Origin of the sequence: Amycolatopsis sp. NBC_01480 (genome assembly GCF_036227205.1) — a bacterium.
In the GTDB taxonomy this organism is placed as follows: domain Bacteria; phylum Actinomycetota; class Actinomycetes; order Mycobacteriales; family Pseudonocardiaceae; genus Amycolatopsis.
This window is the reverse complement of record NZ_CP109442.1, coordinates 8,495,043-8,515,175: the sequence shown is the minus strand read 5'-3', so window position 1 is coordinate 8,515,175 and position 20,133 is coordinate 8,495,043. Positions and strand designations below refer to the sequence as shown.

Below are 20,133 nucleotides of genomic sequence, written 5' to 3'. Positions count from 1 at the left end.
AACTCATGTCGCGCCGATCCCTCCACACGCCTGCCCCCGACGCCGCCGCGCTCCGCGCCCGCCTCGACCGCGCCGCCGCCGCGGCCGCGAAGGCGGACACCGACGCCCTGCTCATCGCCCCCGGTTCCGACCTGCGGTACCTGCTGGGCCAGGCGGGCGGCTCGTTCGAGCGGCTGACGACCCTCGTGGTGCCCGCCGACGGCGTCCCGGCGCTGGTCGTGCCGAAGCTGGAAGCCCCCGGCTACGCCGACGTGCCCACCGCCGAGCTCGGCATCGAGGTGCTCACCTGGGTCGACGGCGACGACGCGTACCGGCTGGTGGCCGACCGGCTCGGCAAGCCCGGCCGCGTCGCGGTCAGCGACTTCACCCCGGCCCTGCACGTGCTCGCCCTGCGCGCGGCCCTCGGCGACGCCGAGCAGACCCTCGCCGGGCCGGTCATCCGCGAGCTGCGGATGCGCAAGGACGCCGCCGAGATCGCCGCCCTGCGCGCCGCCGGCGCGGCCATCGACCGCGTGCACGCGCGCGTCGGCGAGTGGCTGCGCGCGGGCCGCACTGAGGCCGAGGTGGGCCAGGACATCACCGCCGCCATCGTCGAGGAGGGCCACAGCCACGCCGACTTCGTCATCGTCGGCTCCGGCCCGAACGGCGCCAGCCCGCACCACGACGTGTCCGACCGCGTGATCCAGCGCGGCGACGTCGTGGTCGTCGACATCGGCGGCCCGCTGCCCGAGGGCTACAACTCCGACTGCACCCGCACCTACTCCGTCGGCGAGCCCCGTGACGCCGACGTCGCCGAGACGTACGCGGTGCTGCAGCGCGCGCAGCAGGCCGCGGTCGACGAGGTGCGCCCCGGCGTCACCGCCGAGCGGATCGACGCCGCCGCCCGCGAGGTGATCGAGGCCGCCGGGTTCGGCGAGTTCTTCATCCACCGCACCGGCCACGGCATCGGCCTCGACGTGCACGAGGAGCCCTACATCATCGCCGGCAACCAGCTGCCGCTCGAGCCGGGCATGGCCTTCAGCGTCGAGCCCGGCATCTACCAGGCCGGCCGCTGGGGCGCCCGGATCGAGGACATCGTGGTGGTCACCGAGAGCGGCGTCGAGGCCTTCAACACCCGGCCGCACGAGCTGACCGTGCTGGACGCATGACCGTGCCCGGCCTGGAGCCGCTCGACCAGTCGATCGTGCAGGAGCTGGCGGCCGACGGGCGGCGCAGCTTCACCGACCTGGCCGAGCGGGTGGGGCTTTCGGTGTCGGCCGTGCACCAGCGCGTCCGGCGGCTCGAGCAGCGCGGGGTCATCCTCGGCTACACCGCGCGGCTCGACGGCGAGCAGATCGGCCTGCCGCTCACCGCGTTGATCTCGCTGACGCCCAACGACCCCGCCGCCCCGGACGACTACCCGCAGCGGATCCAGCACATCACCGAGATCGAGTCCTGCTATTCGGTCGCCGGCGACGAGTCGTACATCCTGCTCGTACGGGTCGCCTCGCCGCTCGGCCTGGAGGACCTGCTGCGCCGCATCCGTGAGGCGGCGAAGGTCTCGACCCGGACCACGGTGGTGCTCTCGACGCCGTTCGAGGGCCGGTCGCCGACGCTCTGAGCAAGGAGAACGGCTCCCGGCAGTGCGGTCACTGGTACGATAAAAAGTATGGCAACACGTAAGGTGACACTTTCCCTGGACAGCGGGGCGCTCGAGTTCGCCGAGCGAGCCGCGCGGGCGCACGGGATTTCGGTCTCCTCCTGGCTGTCGAAGGCAGCCCGGCGTGAGGCGGTACGCACCGGTTACACCCCGCAGCAGGCGCCCGCCGCGCCGGCCGCGGAGTCGGACGAGGCCGAGCGGAGCGCGGCGGAAAAGGACATGCGTGCGCAGGGGTGAAGTCTGGACGTACCACCCCCCGACCGATCCGGCCCGGACCCGCACCGTGGTCCTGCTGTCCTCGGACGGGGTGAACGAATCCGAGCGGCCCTGGCTGCTCGGCACCGAACTGCTCGACCGCGACCCCCAGGACATCCTCGGGGTCGCCGTGGACGCCCGCTACTGGGTGTCCACGCTCAATCTCACGCGCCTGTACCGGCCCTGGTTCGACGAGCGCATCGCCGAGATCGACGCCGAGGTGCAGGAGAACATCGACGTCGCCCTGCGCGCCGCGCTCGATCTCTGATCAGCGGGCGGTGACTTCCGGGACGGCGTGCAGCTTGCCGTCCGGCCCGCTCAGGCAGGCCGCGTTGCCCTCGCGCACGGCGAGGAACTCGGTGAGGCAGTCGGCGATCGCGAGGTGGCCCGCGGCGTTGGGGTGGAAGGACTCCTGCAGCGCGTGCTGCGCCCGGTCCGTCTGCCCGAGGTCGCTCAGGTGCAGCGTCAGCCGGGTGAACCACTCCTTGGCCGGGTCCGCCCCGCCGCTGCACGCCTCGTGGTTCGCGCCCGCGCGCGCCAGGTCCAGGAACCGCGCGCCGCTCTGGACCGACGCCTGCTTGAGACCCGCCGAAAGCGTCGTGATGCCCGTGCTCGCGATCCAGCTCAGGTCGTCGGTGCGGAACGGGCAGCCGTCGAGGCTCTGCAGGTTCGCCGGGATGCCCGGGCCGACCGGGGTGGCGTAGGACTGGAGCACCAGCTGGTAGTCCGCCGGCACGTAACCGGCCTGCGCCAGCACCTTCTTCACATCGCCGACGGCATTGACCACCTTCGGCACCATCGCGTCCACTTTGGACTTCCAGGTCTGCTGCAGCGCCACGTTGCACGACGGCCCGCCGAAGCTGAACCATGCCTTGAAGCAGGCGGTCACCTGCGCGGAGAACTGCGGGTCGTCGTTCGCGCCCACGGCGATCACCACCGCGGCCACCCGGTGGTCCTTCACGACCTTCGCCAGCTGCCCGGCCTGGGACGGCTCGCCCCACTGCGGCTGCCCGCCGAGCGCGACCTGAGCGGACGGCGCCCCGGAGCACGCGAGGTTCACCCGCGCCGTGACGCCGGGGATCCGCACCTTCTGCACAAACGCGTCCGCCGAGCGGTGGCACCAATCGCCGTTGCGGCCGTCGGTGTCCGGGGTGTAGCTGCCCGCGCCCTCGCCGGACACCGTGCTGTCGCCCATGGCGACCACGGTCAGCGGGCCCGTGCCCGGCGGCCCTTGGCGCGGCAACGGCTGCCCGGTCCGGCTCGAAGCGCCGAAGAAAAGGAAGAACCCCGCCAGCACGGCCACGCAGCCGAGGACCAGCGCCCCCCACCACCACCTGAATCGTCGCATCGCCGCCCGAGTCTAGCGAGCCGCGGCACCACGAGGTTCGTCCTGGCCTGCCCTGGGATGTTCATCACCACCAGGGACGCCACAGGCCTCGCGCGTGCCCGCTGCCTGCCTGCGCCGTTGGCCGAATTCCGTCCACAGTGGACCGGTAGGGGGCGCCCCTGTCAACCCCTCAAAGCGCGGCGCGCTTGCGTTCCAGCAGCTCGCGTTCGGCCTCGTTCCCGCTGAGCCCGATCGCGTCGGCGTAGGCGGCCGAGGCCTCGCCGGTGCGTCCCAGCCGGGCGAGCAGATCGGCGCGGACGGCGTGGAACAGGTGGTAACTCCCCAAGTCGAGGGCCTCCACGAGCGCCAGTGCCGGGCCCGGGCCGTCGACCTCCGCCACGGCGACCGCCCGGTTGAGCGCGACCACCGGCGTCGGGGTGAGGGCGAGCAGGTGGTCGTAGAGGCGGACGATCTGGGCCCAGTCGGTGCCCGCGGCGACCGGGGCGTCGCTGTGCACGGCGTTGATCGCGGCCTGCAGCTGGTACGGGCCCGGCCGGTCGCGGCGCAGGCACCGGCGGACCAGCTCCTGCCCCTCGGCGATCAGCTCGGCGTCCCAGCGGGTGCGGTCCTGGGCCGCGAGCAGCACCACCGCGCCATCGGGGCCGGTGCGCGCGGGCCGGCGGGACTCGGTCAGCAGCATCAGCGCGAGCAGGCCGAGCACCTCCGGCTCGTCCGGCATCAGCCCGGCCAGCAGCCGGCCCAGCCGGATGGCCTCCGCGGCCAGGTCCGGCCGGCCCAGCGCCGGGCCCGCGCCCGCGGTGTGGCCCTCGGTGAAGACGAGGTAGACGACGGCGAGCACGGCCGTCAGCCGGTCCGGCAGATCGGCGTCGCGGGGCACCCGGTACGGGATGCGCGCGTCGCGGATCTTCGCCTTGGCGCGCACCAGCCGCTGCGCCATCGTCGGCTCGGGCACGAAGAACGCGCGCGCGATCTCGCCGGTGGTGAGCCCGCCGAGCAGCCGCAGCGTCAGCGCGACCCGCGCCGCCATGCCCAGCGCCGGGTGGCAGCAGGTGAAGATCAGCCGCAGCCGTTCGTCACGCACAGGTCCCTCCTCGACGGGTTCGCCGCGCGCGTGCAGGAGCGCGGCCTGGGCGTGCCGGTCGTCGCGGGAGGATTCGCGGCGGAGCCGGTCGAGCGCCCGGTTCCGCGCCGTGGTCACCAGCCAGCCCGCCGGGCTCGGCGGGAGCCCGGCGGACGGCCAGCGGTCCGCGGCCACGGTGAACGCCTCCTGCACTGCCTCCTCGGCGAGGTCGAGATCGCCGAGCATCCGGGTCAGCACCGCGACGGTGCGGCCGTACTCGGCCCGGAACACCCGGTCCAGCGTTTCGGCGTCCACAGTGGACACGGTCAGGCCTCGCCCCGGAACGGCCGGACCTCCACGGGCAGGGTGGTGATCGCGGCGAGCCGGCCGGCCCAGCCGAGCGCGGCGTCGAGGTCGGGCGCCGCGACGATGGTGAACCCGCCCAGGTGCTCCTTGCCCTCGGCGAACGGGCCGTCGGTCATCAGCACGTCGCCCTCCTTCGCGCGGACGACCGTGGCCGAGTCCGGCGCGTGCAGGCCGCCGGAGAACACCCAGGCGCCGGCGGCCTTCAGCTCCGCGTTGAGCGCGTCGAGCTGCCCGGAGATCTCGGTGAGGACTTCGGCGTCCGGCACGGGGCCGTCGGGCTGGTAGACGCTCAGCAGGTACTGCTTCATCGGGAACTCCCTCTCCTCGGGTGCGGTCACCCCTTACACGAACGGGAGCCGGCCGTTTCGACAGCGCTCAGCCGGAACCGGTCAGATCGGTGGTGGCGGCCAGCGCGGTCACGACGCCGGCCAGGGCGTCCAGCGCGGACGAGCGGTGGCCGGGCCGCCACACCAGCTCGGTGCGGGCGGAGTCCCCGGCGAGCGGCACGAAAACCACGCCGGTGCGGCGGAGGCTGTGGGCCGAGCGAGCCAGCCGCGTGACGCCGACCCCCGCGGCGACCAGCCCGAGCAGTCCCTGCGCGGTGGCGGCGCGCTGCACGACCCGCGGGGTGAAGCCCGCGGCGGCGAAATCGGCGTCGTACTTGCGATGCCACGGCTCCCAGCTCGCGCGCGGCGTCAGCACCCACGGCTCGTCGGCGAGGTCGGACAGCGTGAGCCCGGCCCGGTCCCCGAGCTGGTGCCCGTCCGGCAGCACCGCGCACACCGGCTCGGTGATCAACGTCCGGCTGGCCAGGTCTTCGACCAGCGGCGGCCGGGTGAAGGCCGCGTCGAAACGGCCGGCGCGCACACCGTCGACCAGCTCCGCGATCGACACCTCCGCCGTGCTGAGCGTGAGGCCGGGGAGCTGATCGCGCGCCGCCCGGACCACCGGTGGCAGCAGGTAGTTCGCGGTGGAAGCCAGGAAGGCCAGCCGCAGTGTGCCGAGCTCACCTCGCACGGCGCGCGCGAGCGTCGCGACCGCCTCCTCGGCCCGGTCCAGCACGGCGCGGGCCTCGGGCAAGAACACCTCACCGGCGGCCGTCAGCCGCGCGCCCCGGCCGCCGCGGTCGAACAGCTTCGTGCCCAGGATCCGTTCCAGGACCGAGATCTGCTGCGAAAGCGACTGCTGCGCCACGTGCAGGCCGGCCGCGGCACGAGTGAAGCTCGTTTCGTCGGCGGCAGCGACGAAGTACCGCAACTGCCGAAGCTCCGGGGTCACAGGCTCCGACTGTAGCCCCGTCAGGAAACCGGTGCTGGCGCCGGTGGCCGGGCGTCGCCAAGATCGGGAACCAGGACCACCTCCGGAGGGAAGACGATGACGAACACCGACGGCCGCGTCTGGCTGATCACCGGCTGCTCGAGCGGCTTCGGCCGCGAGCTGGCACTGGCCGCGCTCGCGGCCGGAGACCGGGTGCTCGCGACCGCGCGCCGCCCGGAGACCCTGGACGAGCTGGTCGACCAGGGCGCGGGACGGCTGCGCGCGGCGGCGCTGGACGTCACCGACTCCGCACAGGTGCAGGCCGCGGTGAAAACCGCGCTGGACGAGTTCGGCCGGATCGACGTGGTGGTGAACAACGCCGGCCACGGCTCGGTCGGCGCCGTCGAGGAGCTGTCCGTCGCCGATCTGCGGGCACTGATGGACGTGATGTTCTTCGGCGCCGTCGAGGTCACCAAGGCGGTGCTGCCGCACCTGCGCGAGCAGGGGAGCGGCGTGGTCGTGCAGATGAGCTCGATGGGCGGGCAGACCGCGCCGCCGGGATTGGGCGCCTATTGTGCCGCGAAGTTCGCGCTGGAGGGCATTTCGGAGTCGTTGGCCGCGGAGGTCGCGCCGTTCGGGGTGCGGGTGGTGATTGTCGAGCCGGGCGCCTTCCGTACGTCCTTCGGCGGCGGCGCGATGCACCGTTCGCAGGAGCTCGACGCGTACGCCGCTTCGACCGGCGACACCCGCGCAGCCATCAACAGCATGGACGGCACCCAGTCCGGCGACCCGGCCAAGGCGGCCGCCGCGATCGTCCGCGCCGTCGGCGACTCGGACGCGCCGCTGCGGCTGGCCCTCGGCGCCGACGCGGTGGAAGCGATCCGCGCCCACCACGACTCCGTCGCCGCGGATTTGGCCGCGTGGGAGGACGTCAGCCGGGATACCGCGTTTTCCTGACCCGGTCGAGAACATTTACGCAACATATTTTTAGCCGATAATCACAGACAGCAGAATTGATCAGCACGGTGCCACAAAACTGCCAACCGGCAAAGGGATGAAGGAGCTGGTGGGATTTCGCGGGCCGGGTAGGACTGTTTGTGCATGGCCGCCGCATGACAGCCCAGGATTTGGAGTCATCATGGCCGATCCCAGCACCAACCGTACGCCGGTCGACCTCGACCGGATCCGGACCGAACTCGCCGCGCAGGGGCACCCGTGGATCATGGGCGAAACCACCATGACCATTCTCGGCGAAGATCAACGTGGGCAACGGCTCGGTGTCCCGTTGCCACGGGAAAACGAGCGAAGACAACTCGAATCTCAGGCGAAAACACTCGCCGCGGGCCAGGCCGCACGGGCCTCTGCCGTGGCCGGCGCGGGTGCGGGCGCGCAGTTCGACGGACGGGACGTCGGCGGCGCGAATTTTGTCACACCCGTCAAGGATCAAGGCGACTGCGGTTGTTGCGTCGCTTTCGGCGTGGTCGGGACGATGGAGACCGTCGCCGCCTATACCCGCGGTCAGCCCGGGCTTCAATTGGATCTGTCCGAAGCGCATTTGTTCTACACCCACGGCAAGAATGACAACGCCAACTGTGACACCGGGTGGATGCCCGATCGCGCGCTGAAAGCGTGCCACGACGTCGGCATCACTTACGAGAATTACTTCCCGTACAGCCCACGGAATCGCACCGGCGCCGTGCTGAACGCCGATTGGCCGAACCGCCTGGCCACCGTCCCGTCCTCCAGCGACCTGACCGGCAACCCGGCGGCGATGAAGGAACAGCTCACCGCCCGCGGCGCGCTGGTCGCCTGTTTCCTGGTCTACCAGGACTTCTTCGCCTACCGCAGTGGCGTCTACCGTCACGTGACCGGCGATCTGGCCGGCGGCCACTGCGTCACCCTCGTCGGCTACGACGACAACCAGGGCTGCTGGATCGCGAAGAACAGCTGGAGCACCGGCTGGGGCGACAACGGGTTCTTCCGGATCGGCTACGGCGAGTGCGGCATCGAGACCTGGCAGGTCGAGCAGGTCGGCGCCGTGAACCTGCGGGCCTGGACCGGCTCGACGCCGGTGCTCGGGCTGTGGAGCAACGACTCGGACCGCAACACCTGGGCCTACCTGCAGAACCTCGGCTGGCTGCACCTGGCCGGCGACGACGAGGTGATGAACAAGGCGATGCTCGTCGAGCTCATCGCCGCGAAGCAGGGCGGCCGTCCGGTCAACGCGTTCAACAGCAACGGCACCATCATCGAAACCTACGTGTTCTAGGAGCGCCAAGATGGCCGCATCGATCAGTCCGGCCGGCGCGCCGGCCCCGGCGGCACTGTCCGCCGGCGCCAGCCCCGACACCGCGCCACAACCGCTCACCCCGGACCAGCTGACCGCGACGAGCACTATCGCCACGGCGACAGCGCCCGCGGAACCCCTGCTCAGCCCGCCCGGCGCCCCGCAGTCCGCGGCCGCCGGCGTCACCGCTGCCGCCGTGTGGCAGTCGACCAAGAAGGTCCTCTCGCTGTGGACCAACAACGCCGACCGCAACGGTTACGCCTACATCGACGGCATCGGCTGGAAGCGCCTGGCGACCCCCAGCGACAGCGTGCACGAAGCGCTGCTGATGCTGGCCAGCTCGGGCCGCCTGGCGGGTTCCGTCACCTATCCCGAACCCGGCGACGGCCTCATCCACGAGATCTACCTCTGGTAAACCGGGCCACGCCGACCATGCCGGGGAACGCCCGCAGCCTGCACCGGGCCGCGGGCGCGCCCAAGCCGAGCGGACAGGAGACCCGATGCGAGTGGTCACGATCGAAGACGACACCAGGACCCTGACGCTGGCCCCCGGCGACCAGGTCGAACTCCGCCTGCCCGAGAACGCCGGCACCGGCTACCAGTGGCAGCTCGACCCGCTCGACCCGGCGCTGGCCGTTGTCGAGGAGGCGCTGAAACCGGCGGCGGGACAGCCCGGCGCGACCGGCGAGCACCGGTTCCTGCTGCGCGCCGGGGGACCGGGGGAGACGAGCGTCGCGGCACGGCTGGTCCGGCCGTGGGACACCACGCAGGTGGCCCGGCGGTTCCGGCTGGCCGTGCAGGTCCGTTAGCCCGCGTCCTGCCAGGGATCGACACTGCGCAGCAGCACGCGCACCTGGCCGGGATCGGTGATCTCGGCCTCGACGCCGTTGGGCAGCGCGATGATGAGGTGCGTGTCCTGCGCGAGACAGGCCGCGGCCGTCGCGGCCAGCACCGCGGAACCACCGCCGTCCACCGCGGTCGTCCTGGTCAGGTCCACGACCACGCGGCGGGCCTCCTGCTCGAGCGCCTGCTCGATGAGGTGGTGGTAGGCCGGGGCGACGCCGCCGTCGAGCACGCCGTCCACGGTGAGAAGGACTTCTCCGTCAAGAAAGACGCTCAGCAGGCTCATCCTGGCCTCCAACCGCCAAGTGGCACCGGCTTCACCGGAAATTCCAGCGTACGGCAGGCTCAGCGGCCGCGGCGCGTTGAGTGGTGACATCGAATAGTCACGCTTCGGCCAAATTTGATGACGCACCGCGTTCACGCCGGCGCGGCGCGTTCCCGGCGGGCCGCCCGCTCAAACCCCGTGCCGCGGGTGGTGCCCCTGCGTACCGCGAGGTCTTCCTGGCCGGGCACTGTTCTTTGACCCCCGCGCGAACCGTCGCCGACAGTGGATCGGAATCGATTCCGATCTCACCGACGAGAAGGCGGACTCATGCATCGACGCAGCCCGACGCGCCGGACCACCAAGCGCCTCTCCATCCTCTTGACCACGCTCGCCTTCCCGCTGGCCACGGCGCTGGCGGGCGCCCCGGCCCAGGCGGCCGAAACCTGGACGACCGTCTTCCAGGACAACTTCGACGGGGCCGCCGGCACCGGGCTGAACACGCAGGACTGGCTCTATGACAAGGGGACCGGCTACCCCGGCGGCGCCGCGAACTGGGGCACCGGCGAGATCGAGACCTCCACCGACTCCACCGACAACGTTTACCACGACGGCAGCGGCCACCTGGTCATCAAGCCCCTGCGCGACGGCGGCGGCAACTGGACCTCGGGCCGGATCGAGACCCAGCGCACCGACTTCGGCGCTCCCGCCGGCGGCCAGATGGAGATGAGCGCTACCCTCCAGCAGCCGAATCCGGCCAGCGGCCTCGGGTACTGGCCCGCGTTCTGGGCGATGGGCGCCGACGCGCGCCCGGTCGGCGCCACGAACTGGCCCAGCATCGGCGAGATCGACATCATGGAGGACGTCAACGCGCTCAGCAAGCACTCCACCACGTTCCACTGTGGACAGTGGGCGGGCGAGTGCCACGACCCGGACGGCATCACCAGCGACCTGCAGGACTGCCCCGGCTGCCAGACCGGCTACCACACGTACTCGGTGGTCGTGGACCGCCGCAACGCCGCCGCGGAGGAGCTGCGCTTCTCCCTCGACGGCACGCAGACCTACTCGGTCAAGCAGAACCAGGTCTCCGACGCCACCTGGAAGGCCGCGGTCGACCACGGCTTCTTCGCCATCTTCGACGTCGCGATCGGCGGCTCGTACCCGAACAAGGTCTGCGGCTGCACCTCGCCCTCGGCCGACATCACCCCGGGCGCGGGCATGAGCATCGACTCGTTCACGGTCAAGACCAGCACCGACTGAGGAAGGCCGGAAAGAGGGATGGCCTCCTTGCCGGGTCGGGGGACCGGCAAGGAGGCCATCTGCTTTCTACCGCATCTCAGCGGCTACGGGTAGCTCACCACGTCGACCGGGACGGTCCCCGATGGGGTGGTTCCGCCTGCGTCGTTGATCACATGGGTGATCGTGCCCCGGTAGTTGAGGGACACCGTGAGCAGGCTGTGGAACCGCACGCCGGCGTTGTTCGGCACCTCGAACGCGTGGTAGCTGGAGACCGCGGGGTTGGTGTCGAAGAAGCAGTAGCTGCCCATCCCCCAGGCTTCGTGCGAGGTCACGTTCGCGCCCACCTTGTACGCGGCGTATCCGGCGACGCCCGATGGCGCGTTCCACGAAGCCTGGTCCGGCACGTCGTAGGGCATCTCGTTCTGGAAGAAGATCGTCTTGCCGCCCTGGCCGTTCCAGATCACCTGGTATTTCTGGTAGTGCTCGACGAACAGGCCGGTCGCCTCGACGTTGTTGCCGTTGACGAGCACGCCCGTATCGGCGGTGTTGGTGGTCCAGCCGACGGTGCCGGCGTTGCCGTGGTCGGCGCGCCAGGCCCAGGTGTGGTCGATGATCGTGTTGTTGCTGTTGACCACCAGGCTGTTCGTGGCCTTGCCGGCGATCTGCCCGCCGATCCGGAAGAACACGTCCTGCAGGGTGGCCGGGTTCGCCGTGTGGTCACCGGTGGACCCGGACGCGCCGACGGTCAGCAGCGCCTGGGAGTTCGTGGTGCCGGCGTCGAACAGCAGGCCCTTGACGCGGACGCCGTCCACATCGGCGACCTGCATGGCGTTGACGCCGTTGTCCGGCACCAGCGTCGGGTAGCCGACGCCGAGCACCACGGTGTTCGCCCGGGTGACGTTGAGCGTCTGGTTGAGGTGGTAGATGCCCGGGGTGAAGAACAGGTTGCAGCCCGAGGAAAGCGCGCTGTTGATGGTCGCGGCGGTGTCGCCCGCCTTGACCACGTAGAACTGGCTCATCGGCAGCGACGAGCCCGGGGTGCTGCCGCCGGCCCAGCTCGGCCCGGACGCGTTCGTGCGCAGTGAAGGCAGGAACACGCGGTAGTTCCCGCTGCCGTCGACGTAGAGGTACGGCACGTCGCGCGAGACCGGGGTGGTCGCGAGCGTGGTCTCCGGCGGGTTGGGGAAGGTGTTCGCCGGGGCGCCCGTGGTGCCGGAGAAGACCATGTTCCAGACGCCGCCGGCCCAGCTGCCCAGCGCGGAGTCGCGGGTGTACCACTGCTGCTGCGAAATCGACGCGGTCTGCCCGGACACGCGGGTGTCGGCGATGTAGCCGCCACTGGCGTAGCCGTAGCTCGCCGGGTACAGCTGGAGCCCGCCGCGCACGTCCATCCGGCGGAACGGCGCGGCCTGCGCCACCGCCCACCGGTCGTTGCCGCTGCTGGGCGTGACGGCCATGTTCTCCGCGGAGCGCCAGAAGTTCTGCAGCGCGACGCCCTGGTCGGAGGCGTTGAACGCGTCCACGGTGATGTCGCCGTTGATCTGCACGTCGTCCGGGTTCTGCCCGAGGCCCGCGACGGAGGTGTAGAAGCCGACGTTGTCGTGCACGTTGTAGGTGCCCGGCTTGAACAGGTGCGCGACCCGCCGGTCGGCGAACTGCGCGGTGAGGGTGTCCTTCTGTGCGTTGAAGTCGGTGTCGAGCTGCGACTGGATGGCCGCGGCGGACATGCTCGGGTCGAAGATCCGCACGTTCGGCCCGAAGTTGGGCACGTTCGGCTGCGTGGTGCAGCCGGCCTGCGCGCCGATCGTGTAGGTCGCGCTGGTGACGGGGGAGTTCGCCGAGCCGGACTTGATCGCGATCGCCGAGATCGTGCGCGAGGTCGGCACGCTGATCGGCGCACTGTACAAAGTGGACGATGCCGTGGGGGTCGAGCCGTCGGTGGTGTACCGGATGCTCGCGCCGGACGTCGCCGTCGTGAGGGTCACCGTCTGGGCGCCGGCGTAGGTGCCGCCCGCGGGGCTGAAGGCCGGTGCGCCGACGGTCCCGGTCGCGCCGCCCTGGGTGTAGCTGAAGTGCGGGGTGTCGTACTGCGGCCCGCTCTTCTCGTAGGTGAACCAGTAGTCGAGCACGGTGCCGGTGCTGAGGCCGCCGACGGTGTAGCTCCAGGTGCCGGAGCTGTTGGTCATCCGGACGTTCTGCTGGCCGATCCCGGGGACGCCGGTGTAGTGCACATCGACGTAGAGCGAGGCGGTGGTCGGGGTGAACGAGATCTGCGCCTGGCTGCTGCTGAGCTGGGTCGCGCTCTGGGTGTAGTCGGCCGCCGCCGAAGCGGCGGGGGCCACGAGTCCCGCGCCGGCCAGCAGGCCCGCCGCGGCGAACGCGAGAGCGGCGAGGGAGCCCCGCCGTGGCCTTCGGGACACCTGCGGTCTTCGGGGCAACACAAAGTTCCGGTTCACGCCGTGACACCTCCGCCGTTGGAAATCCACTGCCGTTGGTAATGCACCGACGAGCATTTGTTGTGAGTCACAACAAAGTAGCTCCCGGCCTGCGGGACCACTGTCACGAGTCGGTAACATTTGTCTGGACCAATGATCGAAAACGACCACGGTCAGCAATTCCCTCCTTCGGACGGGTGATCCGCGACCGGGTGACGTGCGACCATCTTCTGTCTCAGCGTGTTCGCGTTCTCCGAGGAGGCAGGATGTCACCCTCTCGCGGCAAAACCCTGGTCCGTGCGCTCGCGGCGGCAGTGCTGGCCGCGGCCGCCGTCGTCCCGCTTTCCCTGGTCACCGCGACGAGCGCCGAGGCGACGCCGCTCCTGCGTGGTGGTCTGGTGAACTTCGCCTGCTCGGCCTCGGGGCAGCTGCACTGCCTCGGCAAGGCGGTGAAGTCGCCGAAGGGCAGCGGCCCGCTGCTCACCTCGACCCCGGTCGGCTACGGGCCGGCCGAGATCCAGGCCGCGTACAACCTCGGCGGGCTCCACGGGGACGGCCGCACCGTCGCGATCGTCGACGCGATGGACGCGCCGACCGCCGAGGCCGACCTCGCGCAGTTCCGCTCCGCACGCGGGCTTTCCCCGTGCACCACGGCGAACGGCTGCTTCAAGAAGGTCAACCAGAACGGCGCGGCGGGCCCGCTGCCCGCCGGCGACTACGGCTGGGCCGAAGAGATCAGCCTCGACCTCGACGCCGTCTCGTCGACCTGCCCGGACTGCCACATCCTGCTCGTCGAAGCGAGTTCCGCGGACACCGACCCGCTGATGACGGCCGTCGACACCGCCGCCGCGACCCCGGGCGTCGTGGCCATCTCCAACAGCTACGGCGGCACCGAGGACCCGACCATCACCGCCGCCGACGCCCACCTGAACCACCCGGGCATCGCCGTCACCGCGTCTTCCGGCGACTCCGGCTACGGCGTCAGCTGGCCCGCGTCCTCGCCGTACGTCACCGCCGTCGGCGGCACCACGCTGAGCAAGGCGGCGGGCACCACCCGCGGCTGGTCGGAAACCACGTGGTCGGGCAGCGGCAGCGGCTGCTCCACGATCGAGACGAAACCCGCGTGGCAGCACGACACCGGCTGTGCGAAGCGGACCGTCGCGGACGTCGCCGCGGTGGCCGACCCGAACACCGGGCTGGGCGTCTACGACACGTACAACAGCTGCGGCAGCTCGGCTTTCTGCGACCTGCTGCTCTCGCTCGGGCTCGCTCAGGGCGCCGACGGCTGGGTGCAGGTCGGCGGCACCAGCCTGTCCTCGCCGGTGATCGCGAGCGTGTACGCGCTGGCCGGGAACTCCGTCACCGCCGGATCCGCGCCGTACGCGCACCCCGAGGGCCTGTACGACGTCACGTCCGGCAACAACGGCAGCTGCGGCGGCTCGTACCTGTGCACCGCGGGCGCGGGCTACGACGGCCCGACCGGGCTCGGCACCCCGCACGGCACGACGGCGTTCTGAGGTGGCGCCGCCGTTGTCGGGTCAGCGGCCCAGCAACGGCGGCATCATCCGGTCCGCGAAGTCCTGCAAATCCTGCCGCTCGTTGTGCGACCGGGCGACGCTGTAGCGGATCTGCACGGACTGGTCCGAGTCGTCGCGGAGTTTGACCACGACGGTCGTGCCGTCGAAGCGGGCCGGGCGTCCGGCGACGCTGTCCGGCCAGCTCTGCTCCTTGTCGCTCCACGCCGGCGGTGAGTACGAGGCGCTCGCCAGGATGGCGCCGGACTGGGTGTCGCAGCTGCCGTCGGGTCTGGGCTGGGTGTCGGTGATGGGCCGGCCGAGCGTCTGGGCGAGCTGGGTGCACAGCTGCCAGGCGGCCATCGGCAAGGCGCTGTCGGCGATGCCGATCCCGGGCACGCTGCTGACCTGCCGCGGCGGCAGGGCGTTCGCGACGACCCGGGGCAGCGACGGTCCGGGCGCCGTCACTGCCGGCACGACCGCGTTCCCGATGCCCTGGACCAGGGCGAGCAGGTCGGTGTCGGGGTCGGCGGCCGGATGCCGGGTGAGGGCGAACGTCAGCTCGGGGTCGACCCAGGTGGTCGGGGCGGCGTCGGCGATCGTGACGGACAGCTTCGCGTCAGCCGCCCCTTGGTCGCCGGTGAGCGTGGCCCGGTGCCCGGCCACCGTTACCGGCCGCCGGGCGCCGATCACGATGTCGTCGGCCGCACTGGCCAGGTGCGCCCGGAGACTGAGGGTGGCGGTGACGACGTGGCAGGAACCCTGCCCGTCGATCTCAAGCGCGACCGGGCCGCCGAGCAGCTTCGACCAAGTCTGCTCCGGGATCGCAGTGCAGAGCGCGTCGGCCGCGGTCCGGAAGGGCAACGCCGCCATCATCTCGCCGGTCGGCAGCGGCACCGTGCGCACGGCCGAGCCGCCCGCCGACGGCCACGGTGCGGGCAGGCTTGTCGGCGCCTGCGGGCCGAACACCTTGTCCCACACCAGACCCACGCCGTACGCGACCAGTGTCCAGAACGCCAGAACAGCGACGATGAGCAGGGAAACGGTGCGGTACGGGTGCGTTCTGAAGTTCACCGCGGAGACTTTAGCGCCCCGATCACGACAATCGGTTCGAGGCGGTGACCCCGGGCTGTTTCGCACCGTCGGGAACCGGCCTGCGCCATTCGTAGTCGGCCAGCGGGAAGTGGCGGGCCCGCCACCACACCTGTGCGCTGGATTGCGGCCGGACGATCGACGGCTCGCCGTTGCGGTCGAGGTAATAGGTGTTCGAATCCGCACAAGAGGCGCTGGTGAACAACGATTTCCGGTGCCCGCGCCGCATAACCCGGTAAAAGCGGTCGTGGGCGGGACGGCGGATGCCCACGTACGTCGCGCCCCGCTCGCGGGCGTGGGTGATGCAGCGCAGCGCGTGCGCGGTCTGGTTCTCGGCCATCACCAGCCACGACCAGCTGGTCGCGAAATGCGGGCCGGGAATGAGGAACAGGTTCGGGAAACCCGGCACGGTGATGCCCTCGTACGCCTGGAAACGGTTCTCCGCCCACCAGTCGCGCAGATCGACCCCGTCTTCGCCGCGCACCGCGTAACCCGGCACACTGTCGTATTCGAAGAACTTGAACCCGGTCGCCAGCACCAGGGTGTCGATCTCGCGGACCGTGCCGTCCGCGGTTTCGATGGCGTGCGGGTGGATTCGCTTGATGCTGTCGGTCACCAGCTCGACATTGTGTTTCTCGAACGAGCTCCAGTAATGGTTGGACAGCGCCGGTCGCTTGCAGCCGAAATCGTAGCCGGGCTTCAGCCGTTCCCGAAGGCCCGGATCGGAAACCTGCTGCCGGAGGTGCCGCAGCGACAGCTTCTCGATGCGTTTGGTCAGGAACGGCAGCCGGGTGTAGTTCGTGACGCCGAGCCACATCGCCAGCTCGATGCCGGTGCTGACCAGGCCGCGGCTCGCCCAGCGCGCCGGGGCGAACCGGTCGAGCACCGTCCGCGCGCGAGGGGACAGCTTCAGGTCGGGCCGGGGCATGACCCAGATCGGCGTGCGCTGGTAGACGTCGAGCCGTTCGACTTCCCGGGCCAGCTCCGGCACCAGCTGCACTGACGAGGCCCCGGTGCCGATCACGGCGACCCGCTCGCCTTGCGGCGCGTAGTCCTGATCCCAGTGCAGCGTGTGGACGGTCCGGCCGGCGAACTCGCCGACGCCCTCGATGTCCGGGGTGTTGGCCTTGCCGAACACCCCGTGGGCGGACACCAGGAACCGGGCGGTGAACTCGTCGCCCGCCGCCGTCCGGACCACCCAGCAGTGCCGTTCGGCATCGAACTCGGCGTCGACCACGTCCTGGCCGAGCCGGACGTGCGGGCGCAGACCGTGCTCGGCCACCAGGCGGTCGGCGTACTCCTTCACCTCGGCGCCCTTGGCGAACACGCGCCGCCAGTTCCCGTTCTGCGCGAAGGAGAACTGGTAGGTCACCGACGGGATGTCCACCGCCACCCCGGGATACCGGTTGTCGCGCCAGGTGCCGCCGATGTCGTCGGCGCGCTCCAGGATCACGAAGTCGCGCACGCCCGCTTTCCGGAGCCGGATGGCCATGCAGATCCCGGCGAACCCGGCGCCGATGACGATGACCTCGTGCTGAGGTGATGGGGGCAAGGCGGTACTCCCTCGGTAGCGTCCGGCGATGGTCAGGCGAGCAGGCCGGAGTCGCGCCACAGCTTCTTGCTCGGGCCCCCGATGAGGTCGGCCTCCTCCAGGAAGCGCACCAGCCGGGAGGCGCCCGACGCCAGCGTTTCGCGGCGCTGGGGGTTGGCCCAGGCCAGCTCCGCGGCCTGCTTCGGGTTCGGCAGCCCGGCGCGGGCGTACTGCTTGGGGCGGGCCAGGATCCGGGCCAGCATCAGCGCGCCGACCGCCACCACGTCGCGGGTGAATTCCCGGGCGGGCCAAGGGGAGTGCTCCAGCAGGCGCAGCAGGTCCTCGCGGGCGTAGCGCACGTGCCGGGCTTCCTCGGTGACGTGGATCCGCATCACCGCGCGGACCAGCGGCTGCACGGTCTCGTCCTTCAGATGCTCGCGCTGCAGGGCGTCGAACACCTCCTCGCCGATCAGCGTCGCCACCCACATCGACGGGCCGCGCAGGATCAGCGGCAGGGCCTGAGCGGTGAGCTGCAACGGCCTCGGGTTGCGGTATGGCCGGCCGCCGACCCGCTCGATCAGCATCGAAAACATGGTGGAGTGCCGGCATTCGTCCGCGATCTCGGTCAGCGCGTACCGCACGTGGGCGGTGGTCGGATCGGTGCGGTACGACATCCGCAGCAGCATCTGCATGAGGATGATCTCGAACCAGATCCCGACGCTGACGGAGTTGATCAGCTCCTGCCGCGAAAGCTCCACCTGCTGCTCGTGGCTCATCCGGTCCCACAGCGGCGTGCCGTACAGCGACACGGTGCGCTCGGGGATGAAGAAGCTGCCGTCGACCAGCGGGGCGTTCCAGTCGATGTCCACGTGCGGGTCGTACGACAGGTTCGCGCTGGCCTTCAGGAGCCTGTTCGCGGTGGTCTCACGATCGGTTCGCACCATCTCAGCCTCCCGTCGCTGCGTCCGTACAGCAGAACGCATGTAACAATGTTAGTCAAGCTGTAAAGGCGTTAGGCTTTTCGCATGACGGTGGACGGGACGGGCGAGGACCTGCTGCGCCGCGCGCGGGCCAGCGAGCTGCCGGACGAGGGGTCCGAACGCATCCTCGGCGCCGCGCTGGAGCAGGCGGAGGACTTCGGCCTGCGCCGGTTCACCATCGACGACGTCGCCCGCCGGGTCGGGCTGTCGCGGGTGACGATCTACCGCTACTTCCCCAAGAAGGACCAGCTGCTCAACGCGTTGCTGATGCACGAGCTGCGCCGGTTCCTGACCAAGGTCGACGAGGTCGTCGCGAAGCACCCGCGCCCCGAGGACAAACTCGTCGAGGGCCTGTTGTTCTGCCTCGAATTCCTGCGCGCGCACCGGCTGCTGAACCGGCTGCTGCGCACCGAGCCGGAGCTGATCCTGCCGCACCTGACCACTCAGGCCGGCGGGGTCGTGGCCGCGGCCCGGGCCTGGATCGCCGGCCTCATCCGGGCCGAGATCGCCGCGGACCACCTCGACCTGCCCGACCGCGACGTCGACAGCGCGGCCGAACTCCTGGTCCGCGTCGTGCTGTCGCTGGTGCTCACGCCCGAGACCGTGCTGCCGCTCGATTCCCCGGCCGAACGACGGCGCCTGGCGGAGCTGTACCTGACGCCGATCGTGCGCGCCCTGCGTCCCCACCGGGACCACGCCGGCCGCTGAACGGGCGGCGGTTTTGCCCGGAAGTCCATTCCCCTGTGGACGCTCGGAGTAGTCACAGCGACAGGTTTCAGACAAAACGCGGGCCAATGCTGGACCGGTTCCGATCGGCTTCCCACACTCGGCGGGCAGTGGGTTTCTTTCCCCCGACCTTGGAGGAGTTCCGATGCGTCGAAGAATCACCCTGGCACTGGCCGGTGCGGCCGCGCTCACGGCGAGCCTGGCGGCGGTAGTCGCGCCAGCCGCCACCGCGCAGGCCTCGCCCGAATTGCTCGCGGCCATGCAACGAGACCTCGGCCTGAGCGCAGGGCAGGCGCAGGCCCGGCTCACGCAGGAGCTGGCGGCGTCGAAGCTGATGCCCGCCGCGCAGCAGGCGGCCGGTGCGGCGTACGGCGGCGCCTGGTTCGACCCGGCGCTGGGCAAGCTGGTCGTCGGGGTGACGAACCCGGCCGCGGCCGACGCGGTCCACCGCGCGGGCGCCGAGACCGCCCCGGCGCGGATCAGCGCGGCGGCGCTGGACTCGGCGAAGGCGGCCATCGACGCCTCGACGAAGACCAAGCCCGCCCCGGCCCAGGTCAGCGGCTGGAGCGCGGACCCGCGCACCGGCAGCGTGGTCGTCAGCCTCCAGCCGGGCGCGCACGGCGCGGACGTCGACGCCTTCCTCGCCCGCGCCCGCGCGGCCGGGCCGGTGACCGTCGCGACCCAGCCCCGGCCGCAGACCTTCTCGGCCGGCACCGTCGGCGGCGATCCCTACTACATCAACGGGAACACGCGCTGCTCCATCGGGTTCTCGGTGAACGGCGGGTTCGTCAGCGCCGGGCACTGCGGCAGCGCGGGCAGCTCGGTGGTCGGCTGGGACGGCTCGGCGATGGGCACCTTCGGCGGCTCCTCGTTCCCCGGCAACGACTACTCGATCATCAACATCGGCAACGGCTGGTGGACCGCCCCGGTCGTGCTCGGCTGGGGGACGGTCAGCGACGTGATCGTCCGCGGCTCCTCGGTCGCCCCGGTCGGGTCCTCGATCTGCCGGTCCGGCTCGACCTCGCACTGGCACTGCGGCACCGTGCTGACCATCAACGACACCGTGAACTACTCGCAGGGCGCGGTCTACCAGGTCACCCGCACGAGCGTGTGCGCCGAGCCCGGTGACTCCGGCGGCTCCTTCATCACCGGCGACCAGGCCCAGGGCGTCACCTCGGGCGGCTACGGCGACTGCACCGCCGGCGGCAACACCTGGTTCCAGCCGGTGAACGAGATCCTGCAGACCTACGGCCGGTCCCTCGTCACGGGCTGACCTCCCCGAGATCGTCCATAGTGGAC

21 protein-coding genes are annotated in these 20,133 nt (G+C 71.0%); 12 read left to right on the top strand and 9 right to left on the bottom strand.

Translation table 11 applies throughout. The features are described from left to right. Positions 1 to 5 precede the first annotated feature (5 nt). From OG371_RS40095 to OG371_RS40080, 4 genes are read left to right on the top strand one after another with little or no spacing between them, the layout of a single operon-like run. Positions 6 to 1,148 (top strand): M24 family metallopeptidase, encoded by a 1,143-nt coding sequence (locus OG371_RS40095; protein ID WP_329061736.1) that lies wholly within the window; start codon positions 6 to 8, stop codon positions 1,146 to 1,148. Continuing rightward, complete coding sequence (locus OG371_RS40090; protein WP_091613539.1) at positions 1,145 to 1,600, top strand: Lrp/AsnC family transcriptional regulator; 456 nt, start codon at positions 1,145 to 1,147, stop codon at positions 1,598 to 1,600. The genes OG371_RS40095 and OG371_RS40090 overlap by 4 nt, the downstream gene beginning before the upstream one ends. A 48-nt stretch (positions 1,601 to 1,648) precedes the next feature. After that, complete coding sequence (locus tag OG371_RS40085) at positions 1,649 to 1,876, top strand: hypothetical protein (protein WP_329061734.1); 228 nt, start codon at positions 1,649 to 1,651, stop codon at positions 1,874 to 1,876. Continuing rightward, complete coding sequence (locus tag OG371_RS40080) at positions 1,863 to 2,162, top strand: hypothetical protein (RefSeq protein ID WP_091613545.1); 300 nt, start codon at positions 1,863 to 1,865, stop codon at positions 2,160 to 2,162. The genes OG371_RS40085 and OG371_RS40080 overlap by 14 nt, the downstream gene beginning before the upstream one ends. Here the strand turns inward: OG371_RS40080 and OG371_RS40075 are convergent, their stop codons facing one another. The 4 genes from OG371_RS40075 to OG371_RS40060 all read right to left on the bottom strand — a co-directional run bounded on the left by OG371_RS40075 (position 2,163) and on the right by OG371_RS40060 (position 5,946). Further along, a complete protein-coding gene (locus OG371_RS40075) occupies positions 2,163 to 3,242 on the bottom strand; it encodes a GDSL-type esterase/lipase family protein (protein WP_329061729.1) in 1,080 nt (359 codons plus the stop codon). Positions 3,243 to 3,411: 169 nt separating this feature from the next. Next, positions 3,412 to 4,626, bottom strand: a complete 1,215-nt coding sequence (locus OG371_RS40070) for an RNA polymerase sigma factor (RefSeq protein WP_329061726.1) — start codon at positions 4,624 to 4,626, stop codon at positions 3,412 to 3,414. Between the two features lie 2 nt (positions 4,627 to 4,628). Beyond that, positions 4,629 to 4,976 carry a YciI family protein gene (locus OG371_RS40065; RefSeq protein WP_329061724.1) on the bottom strand — a complete coding sequence of 116 codons (348 nt, stop codon included), beginning with the start codon at positions 4,974 to 4,976 and terminating at the stop codon, positions 4,629 to 4,631. A gap of 67 nt (positions 4,977 to 5,043) precedes the next feature. Further along, entirely contained in the window at positions 5,044 to 5,946 is a 903-nt protein-coding gene (locus tag OG371_RS40060; protein ID WP_329061722.1) for a LysR family transcriptional regulator, read from the bottom strand. Positions 5,947 to 6,042: 96 nt separating this feature from the next. On the opposite strand from OG371_RS40060, the gene OG371_RS40055 reads away from it, so the two are divergent. The 4 genes from OG371_RS40055 to OG371_RS40040 all read left to right on the top strand — a co-directional run bounded on the left by OG371_RS40055 (position 6,043) and on the right by OG371_RS40040 (position 9,021). Then, entirely contained in the window at positions 6,043 to 6,882 is an 840-nt protein-coding gene (locus OG371_RS40055) for an oxidoreductase (protein ID WP_329061720.1), read from the top strand. Between the two features lie 97 nt (positions 6,883 to 6,979). Further along, complete coding sequence (locus tag OG371_RS40050) at positions 6,980 to 8,194, top strand: C1 family peptidase (RefSeq protein WP_329061718.1); 1,215 nt, start codon at positions 6,980 to 6,982, stop codon at positions 8,192 to 8,194. Between the two features lie 10 nt (positions 8,195 to 8,204). Continuing rightward, positions 8,205 to 8,627, top strand: coding sequence for a hypothetical protein (locus tag OG371_RS40045; protein ID WP_329061716.1), 423 nt, complete (start codon positions 8,205 to 8,207; stop codon positions 8,625 to 8,627). 85 nt (positions 8,628 to 8,712) lie between these two features. Then, positions 8,713 to 9,021, top strand: a complete 309-nt coding sequence (locus tag OG371_RS40040; protein WP_329061714.1) for a protease inhibitor I42 family protein — start codon at positions 8,713 to 8,715, stop codon at positions 9,019 to 9,021. Here the strand turns inward: OG371_RS40040 and OG371_RS40035 are convergent. Then, the gene (locus tag OG371_RS40035) at positions 9,018 to 9,341 is read right to left on the bottom strand and encodes an STAS domain-containing protein (protein ID WP_329061712.1); all 324 of its coding nucleotides are present in this window, start codon (positions 9,339 to 9,341) and stop codon (positions 9,018 to 9,020) included. The genes OG371_RS40040 and OG371_RS40035 overlap by 4 nt on opposite strands. Positions 9,342 to 9,647: 306 nt before the next feature. Here OG371_RS40035 and OG371_RS40030 point away from each other — a divergent pair, with 306 nt between their 5' ends. Then, on the top strand, positions 9,648 to 10,577 hold the full coding sequence (locus OG371_RS40030; RefSeq protein ID WP_329061710.1) for a glycoside hydrolase family 16 protein: 930 nt from the start codon (positions 9,648 to 9,650) through the stop codon (positions 10,575 to 10,577). Between the two features lie 83 nt (positions 10,578 to 10,660). Here OG371_RS40030 and OG371_RS40025 read toward each other — a convergent pair whose 3' ends face one another. Continuing rightward, positions 10,661 to 13,012, bottom strand: a complete 2,352-nt coding sequence (locus OG371_RS40025; RefSeq protein ID WP_442876034.1) for a chitobiase/beta-hexosaminidase C-terminal domain-containing protein — start codon at positions 13,010 to 13,012, stop codon at positions 10,661 to 10,663. A 245-nt stretch (positions 13,013 to 13,257) separates the two neighbouring features. Here OG371_RS40025 and OG371_RS40020 point away from each other — a divergent pair, with 245 nt between their 5' ends. Then, positions 13,258 to 14,508 carry a S53 family peptidase gene (locus OG371_RS40020; RefSeq protein ID WP_329061706.1) on the top strand — a complete coding sequence of 417 codons (1,251 nt, stop codon included), beginning with the start codon at positions 13,258 to 13,260 and terminating at the stop codon, positions 14,506 to 14,508. A gap of 21 nt (positions 14,509 to 14,529) precedes the next feature. Here OG371_RS40020 and OG371_RS40015 read toward each other — a convergent pair whose 3' ends face one another. From OG371_RS40015 to OG371_RS40005, 3 genes are read right to left on the bottom strand one after another with little or no spacing between them, the layout of a single operon-like run. Then, entirely contained in the window at positions 14,530 to 15,579 is a 1,050-nt protein-coding gene (locus tag OG371_RS40015; protein ID WP_329061704.1) for a hypothetical protein, read from the bottom strand. Positions 15,580 to 15,601: 22 nt separating this feature from the next. Beyond that, on the bottom strand, positions 15,602 to 17,149 hold the full coding sequence (locus OG371_RS40010; protein WP_329061702.1) for a flavin-containing monooxygenase: 1,548 nt from the start codon (positions 17,147 to 17,149) through the stop codon (positions 15,602 to 15,604). 32 nt (positions 17,150 to 17,181) lie between these two features. Further along, positions 17,182 to 18,072: an AurF N-oxygenase family protein gene (locus OG371_RS40005; protein WP_329061700.1), complete on the bottom strand. Its 891-nt coding sequence runs from the start codon at positions 18,070 to 18,072 to the stop codon at positions 17,182 to 17,184. 81 nt (positions 18,073 to 18,153) lie between these two features. On the opposite strand from OG371_RS40005, the gene OG371_RS40000 reads away from it, so the two are divergent. Next, positions 18,154 to 18,816: a TetR/AcrR family transcriptional regulator gene (locus OG371_RS40000; RefSeq protein WP_329061698.1), complete on the top strand. Its 663-nt coding sequence runs from the start codon at positions 18,154 to 18,156 to the stop codon at positions 18,814 to 18,816. A 163-nt stretch (positions 18,817 to 18,979) separates the two neighbouring features. Further along, the gene (locus tag OG371_RS39995) at positions 18,980 to 20,107 is read left to right on the top strand and encodes a S1 family peptidase (protein WP_329061696.1); all 1,128 of its coding nucleotides are present in this window, start codon (positions 18,980 to 18,982) and stop codon (positions 20,105 to 20,107) included. Positions 20,108 to 20,133 lie beyond the last annotated feature (26 nt).

What these genes read in the sequence shown, in the direction of transcription:
- OG371_RS40095 (WP_329061736.1), top strand. Translation starts at nt 6, where the DNA reads ATGTCGCGCCGATCCCTCCACACGCCTGCCCCCGACGCCGCCGCGCTC.
- OG371_RS40090 (WP_091613539.1), top strand. Translation starts at nt 1,145, where the DNA reads ATGACCGTGCCCGGCCTGGAGCCGCTCGACCAGTCGATCGTGCAGGAG.
- OG371_RS40085 (WP_329061734.1), top strand. Translation starts at nt 1,649, where the DNA reads ATGGCAACACGTAAGGTGACACTTTCCCTGGACAGCGGGGCGCTCGAG.
- OG371_RS40075 (WP_329061729.1), bottom strand. Translation starts at nt 3,242, where the DNA reads ATGCGACGATTCAGGTGGTGGTGGGGGGCGCTGGTCCTCGGCTGCGTG.
- OG371_RS40065 (WP_329061724.1), bottom strand. Translation starts at nt 4,976, where the DNA reads ATGAAGCAGTACCTGCTGAGCGTCTACCAGCCCGACGGCCCCGTGCCG.
- OG371_RS40055 (WP_329061720.1), top strand. Translation starts at nt 6,043, where the DNA reads ATGACGAACACCGACGGCCGCGTCTGGCTGATCACCGGCTGCTCGAGC.
- OG371_RS40050 (WP_329061718.1), top strand. Translation starts at nt 6,980, where the DNA reads ATGAAGGAGCTGGTGGGATTTCGCGGGCCGGGTAGGACTGTTTGTGCA.
- OG371_RS40045 (WP_329061716.1), top strand. Translation starts at nt 8,205, where the DNA reads ATGGCCGCATCGATCAGTCCGGCCGGCGCGCCGGCCCCGGCGGCACTG.
- OG371_RS40040 (WP_329061714.1), top strand. Translation starts at nt 8,713, where the DNA reads ATGCGAGTGGTCACGATCGAAGACGACACCAGGACCCTGACGCTGGCC.
- OG371_RS40035 (WP_329061712.1), bottom strand. Translation starts at nt 9,341, where the DNA reads ATGAGCCTGCTGAGCGTCTTTCTTGACGGAGAAGTCCTTCTCACCGTG.
- OG371_RS40030 (WP_329061710.1), top strand. Translation starts at nt 9,648, where the DNA reads ATGCATCGACGCAGCCCGACGCGCCGGACCACCAAGCGCCTCTCCATC.
- OG371_RS40020 (WP_329061706.1), top strand. Translation starts at nt 13,258, where the DNA reads ATGTCACCCTCTCGCGGCAAAACCCTGGTCCGTGCGCTCGCGGCGGCA.
- OG371_RS40005 (WP_329061700.1), bottom strand. Translation starts at nt 18,072, where the DNA reads ATGGTGCGAACCGATCGTGAGACCACCGCGAACAGGCTCCTGAAGGCC.
- OG371_RS40000 (WP_329061698.1), top strand. Translation starts at nt 18,154, where the DNA reads ATGACGGTGGACGGGACGGGCGAGGACCTGCTGCGCCGCGCGCGGGCC.
- OG371_RS39995 (WP_329061696.1), top strand. Translation starts at nt 18,980, where the DNA reads ATGCGTCGAAGAATCACCCTGGCACTGGCCGGTGCGGCCGCGCTCACG.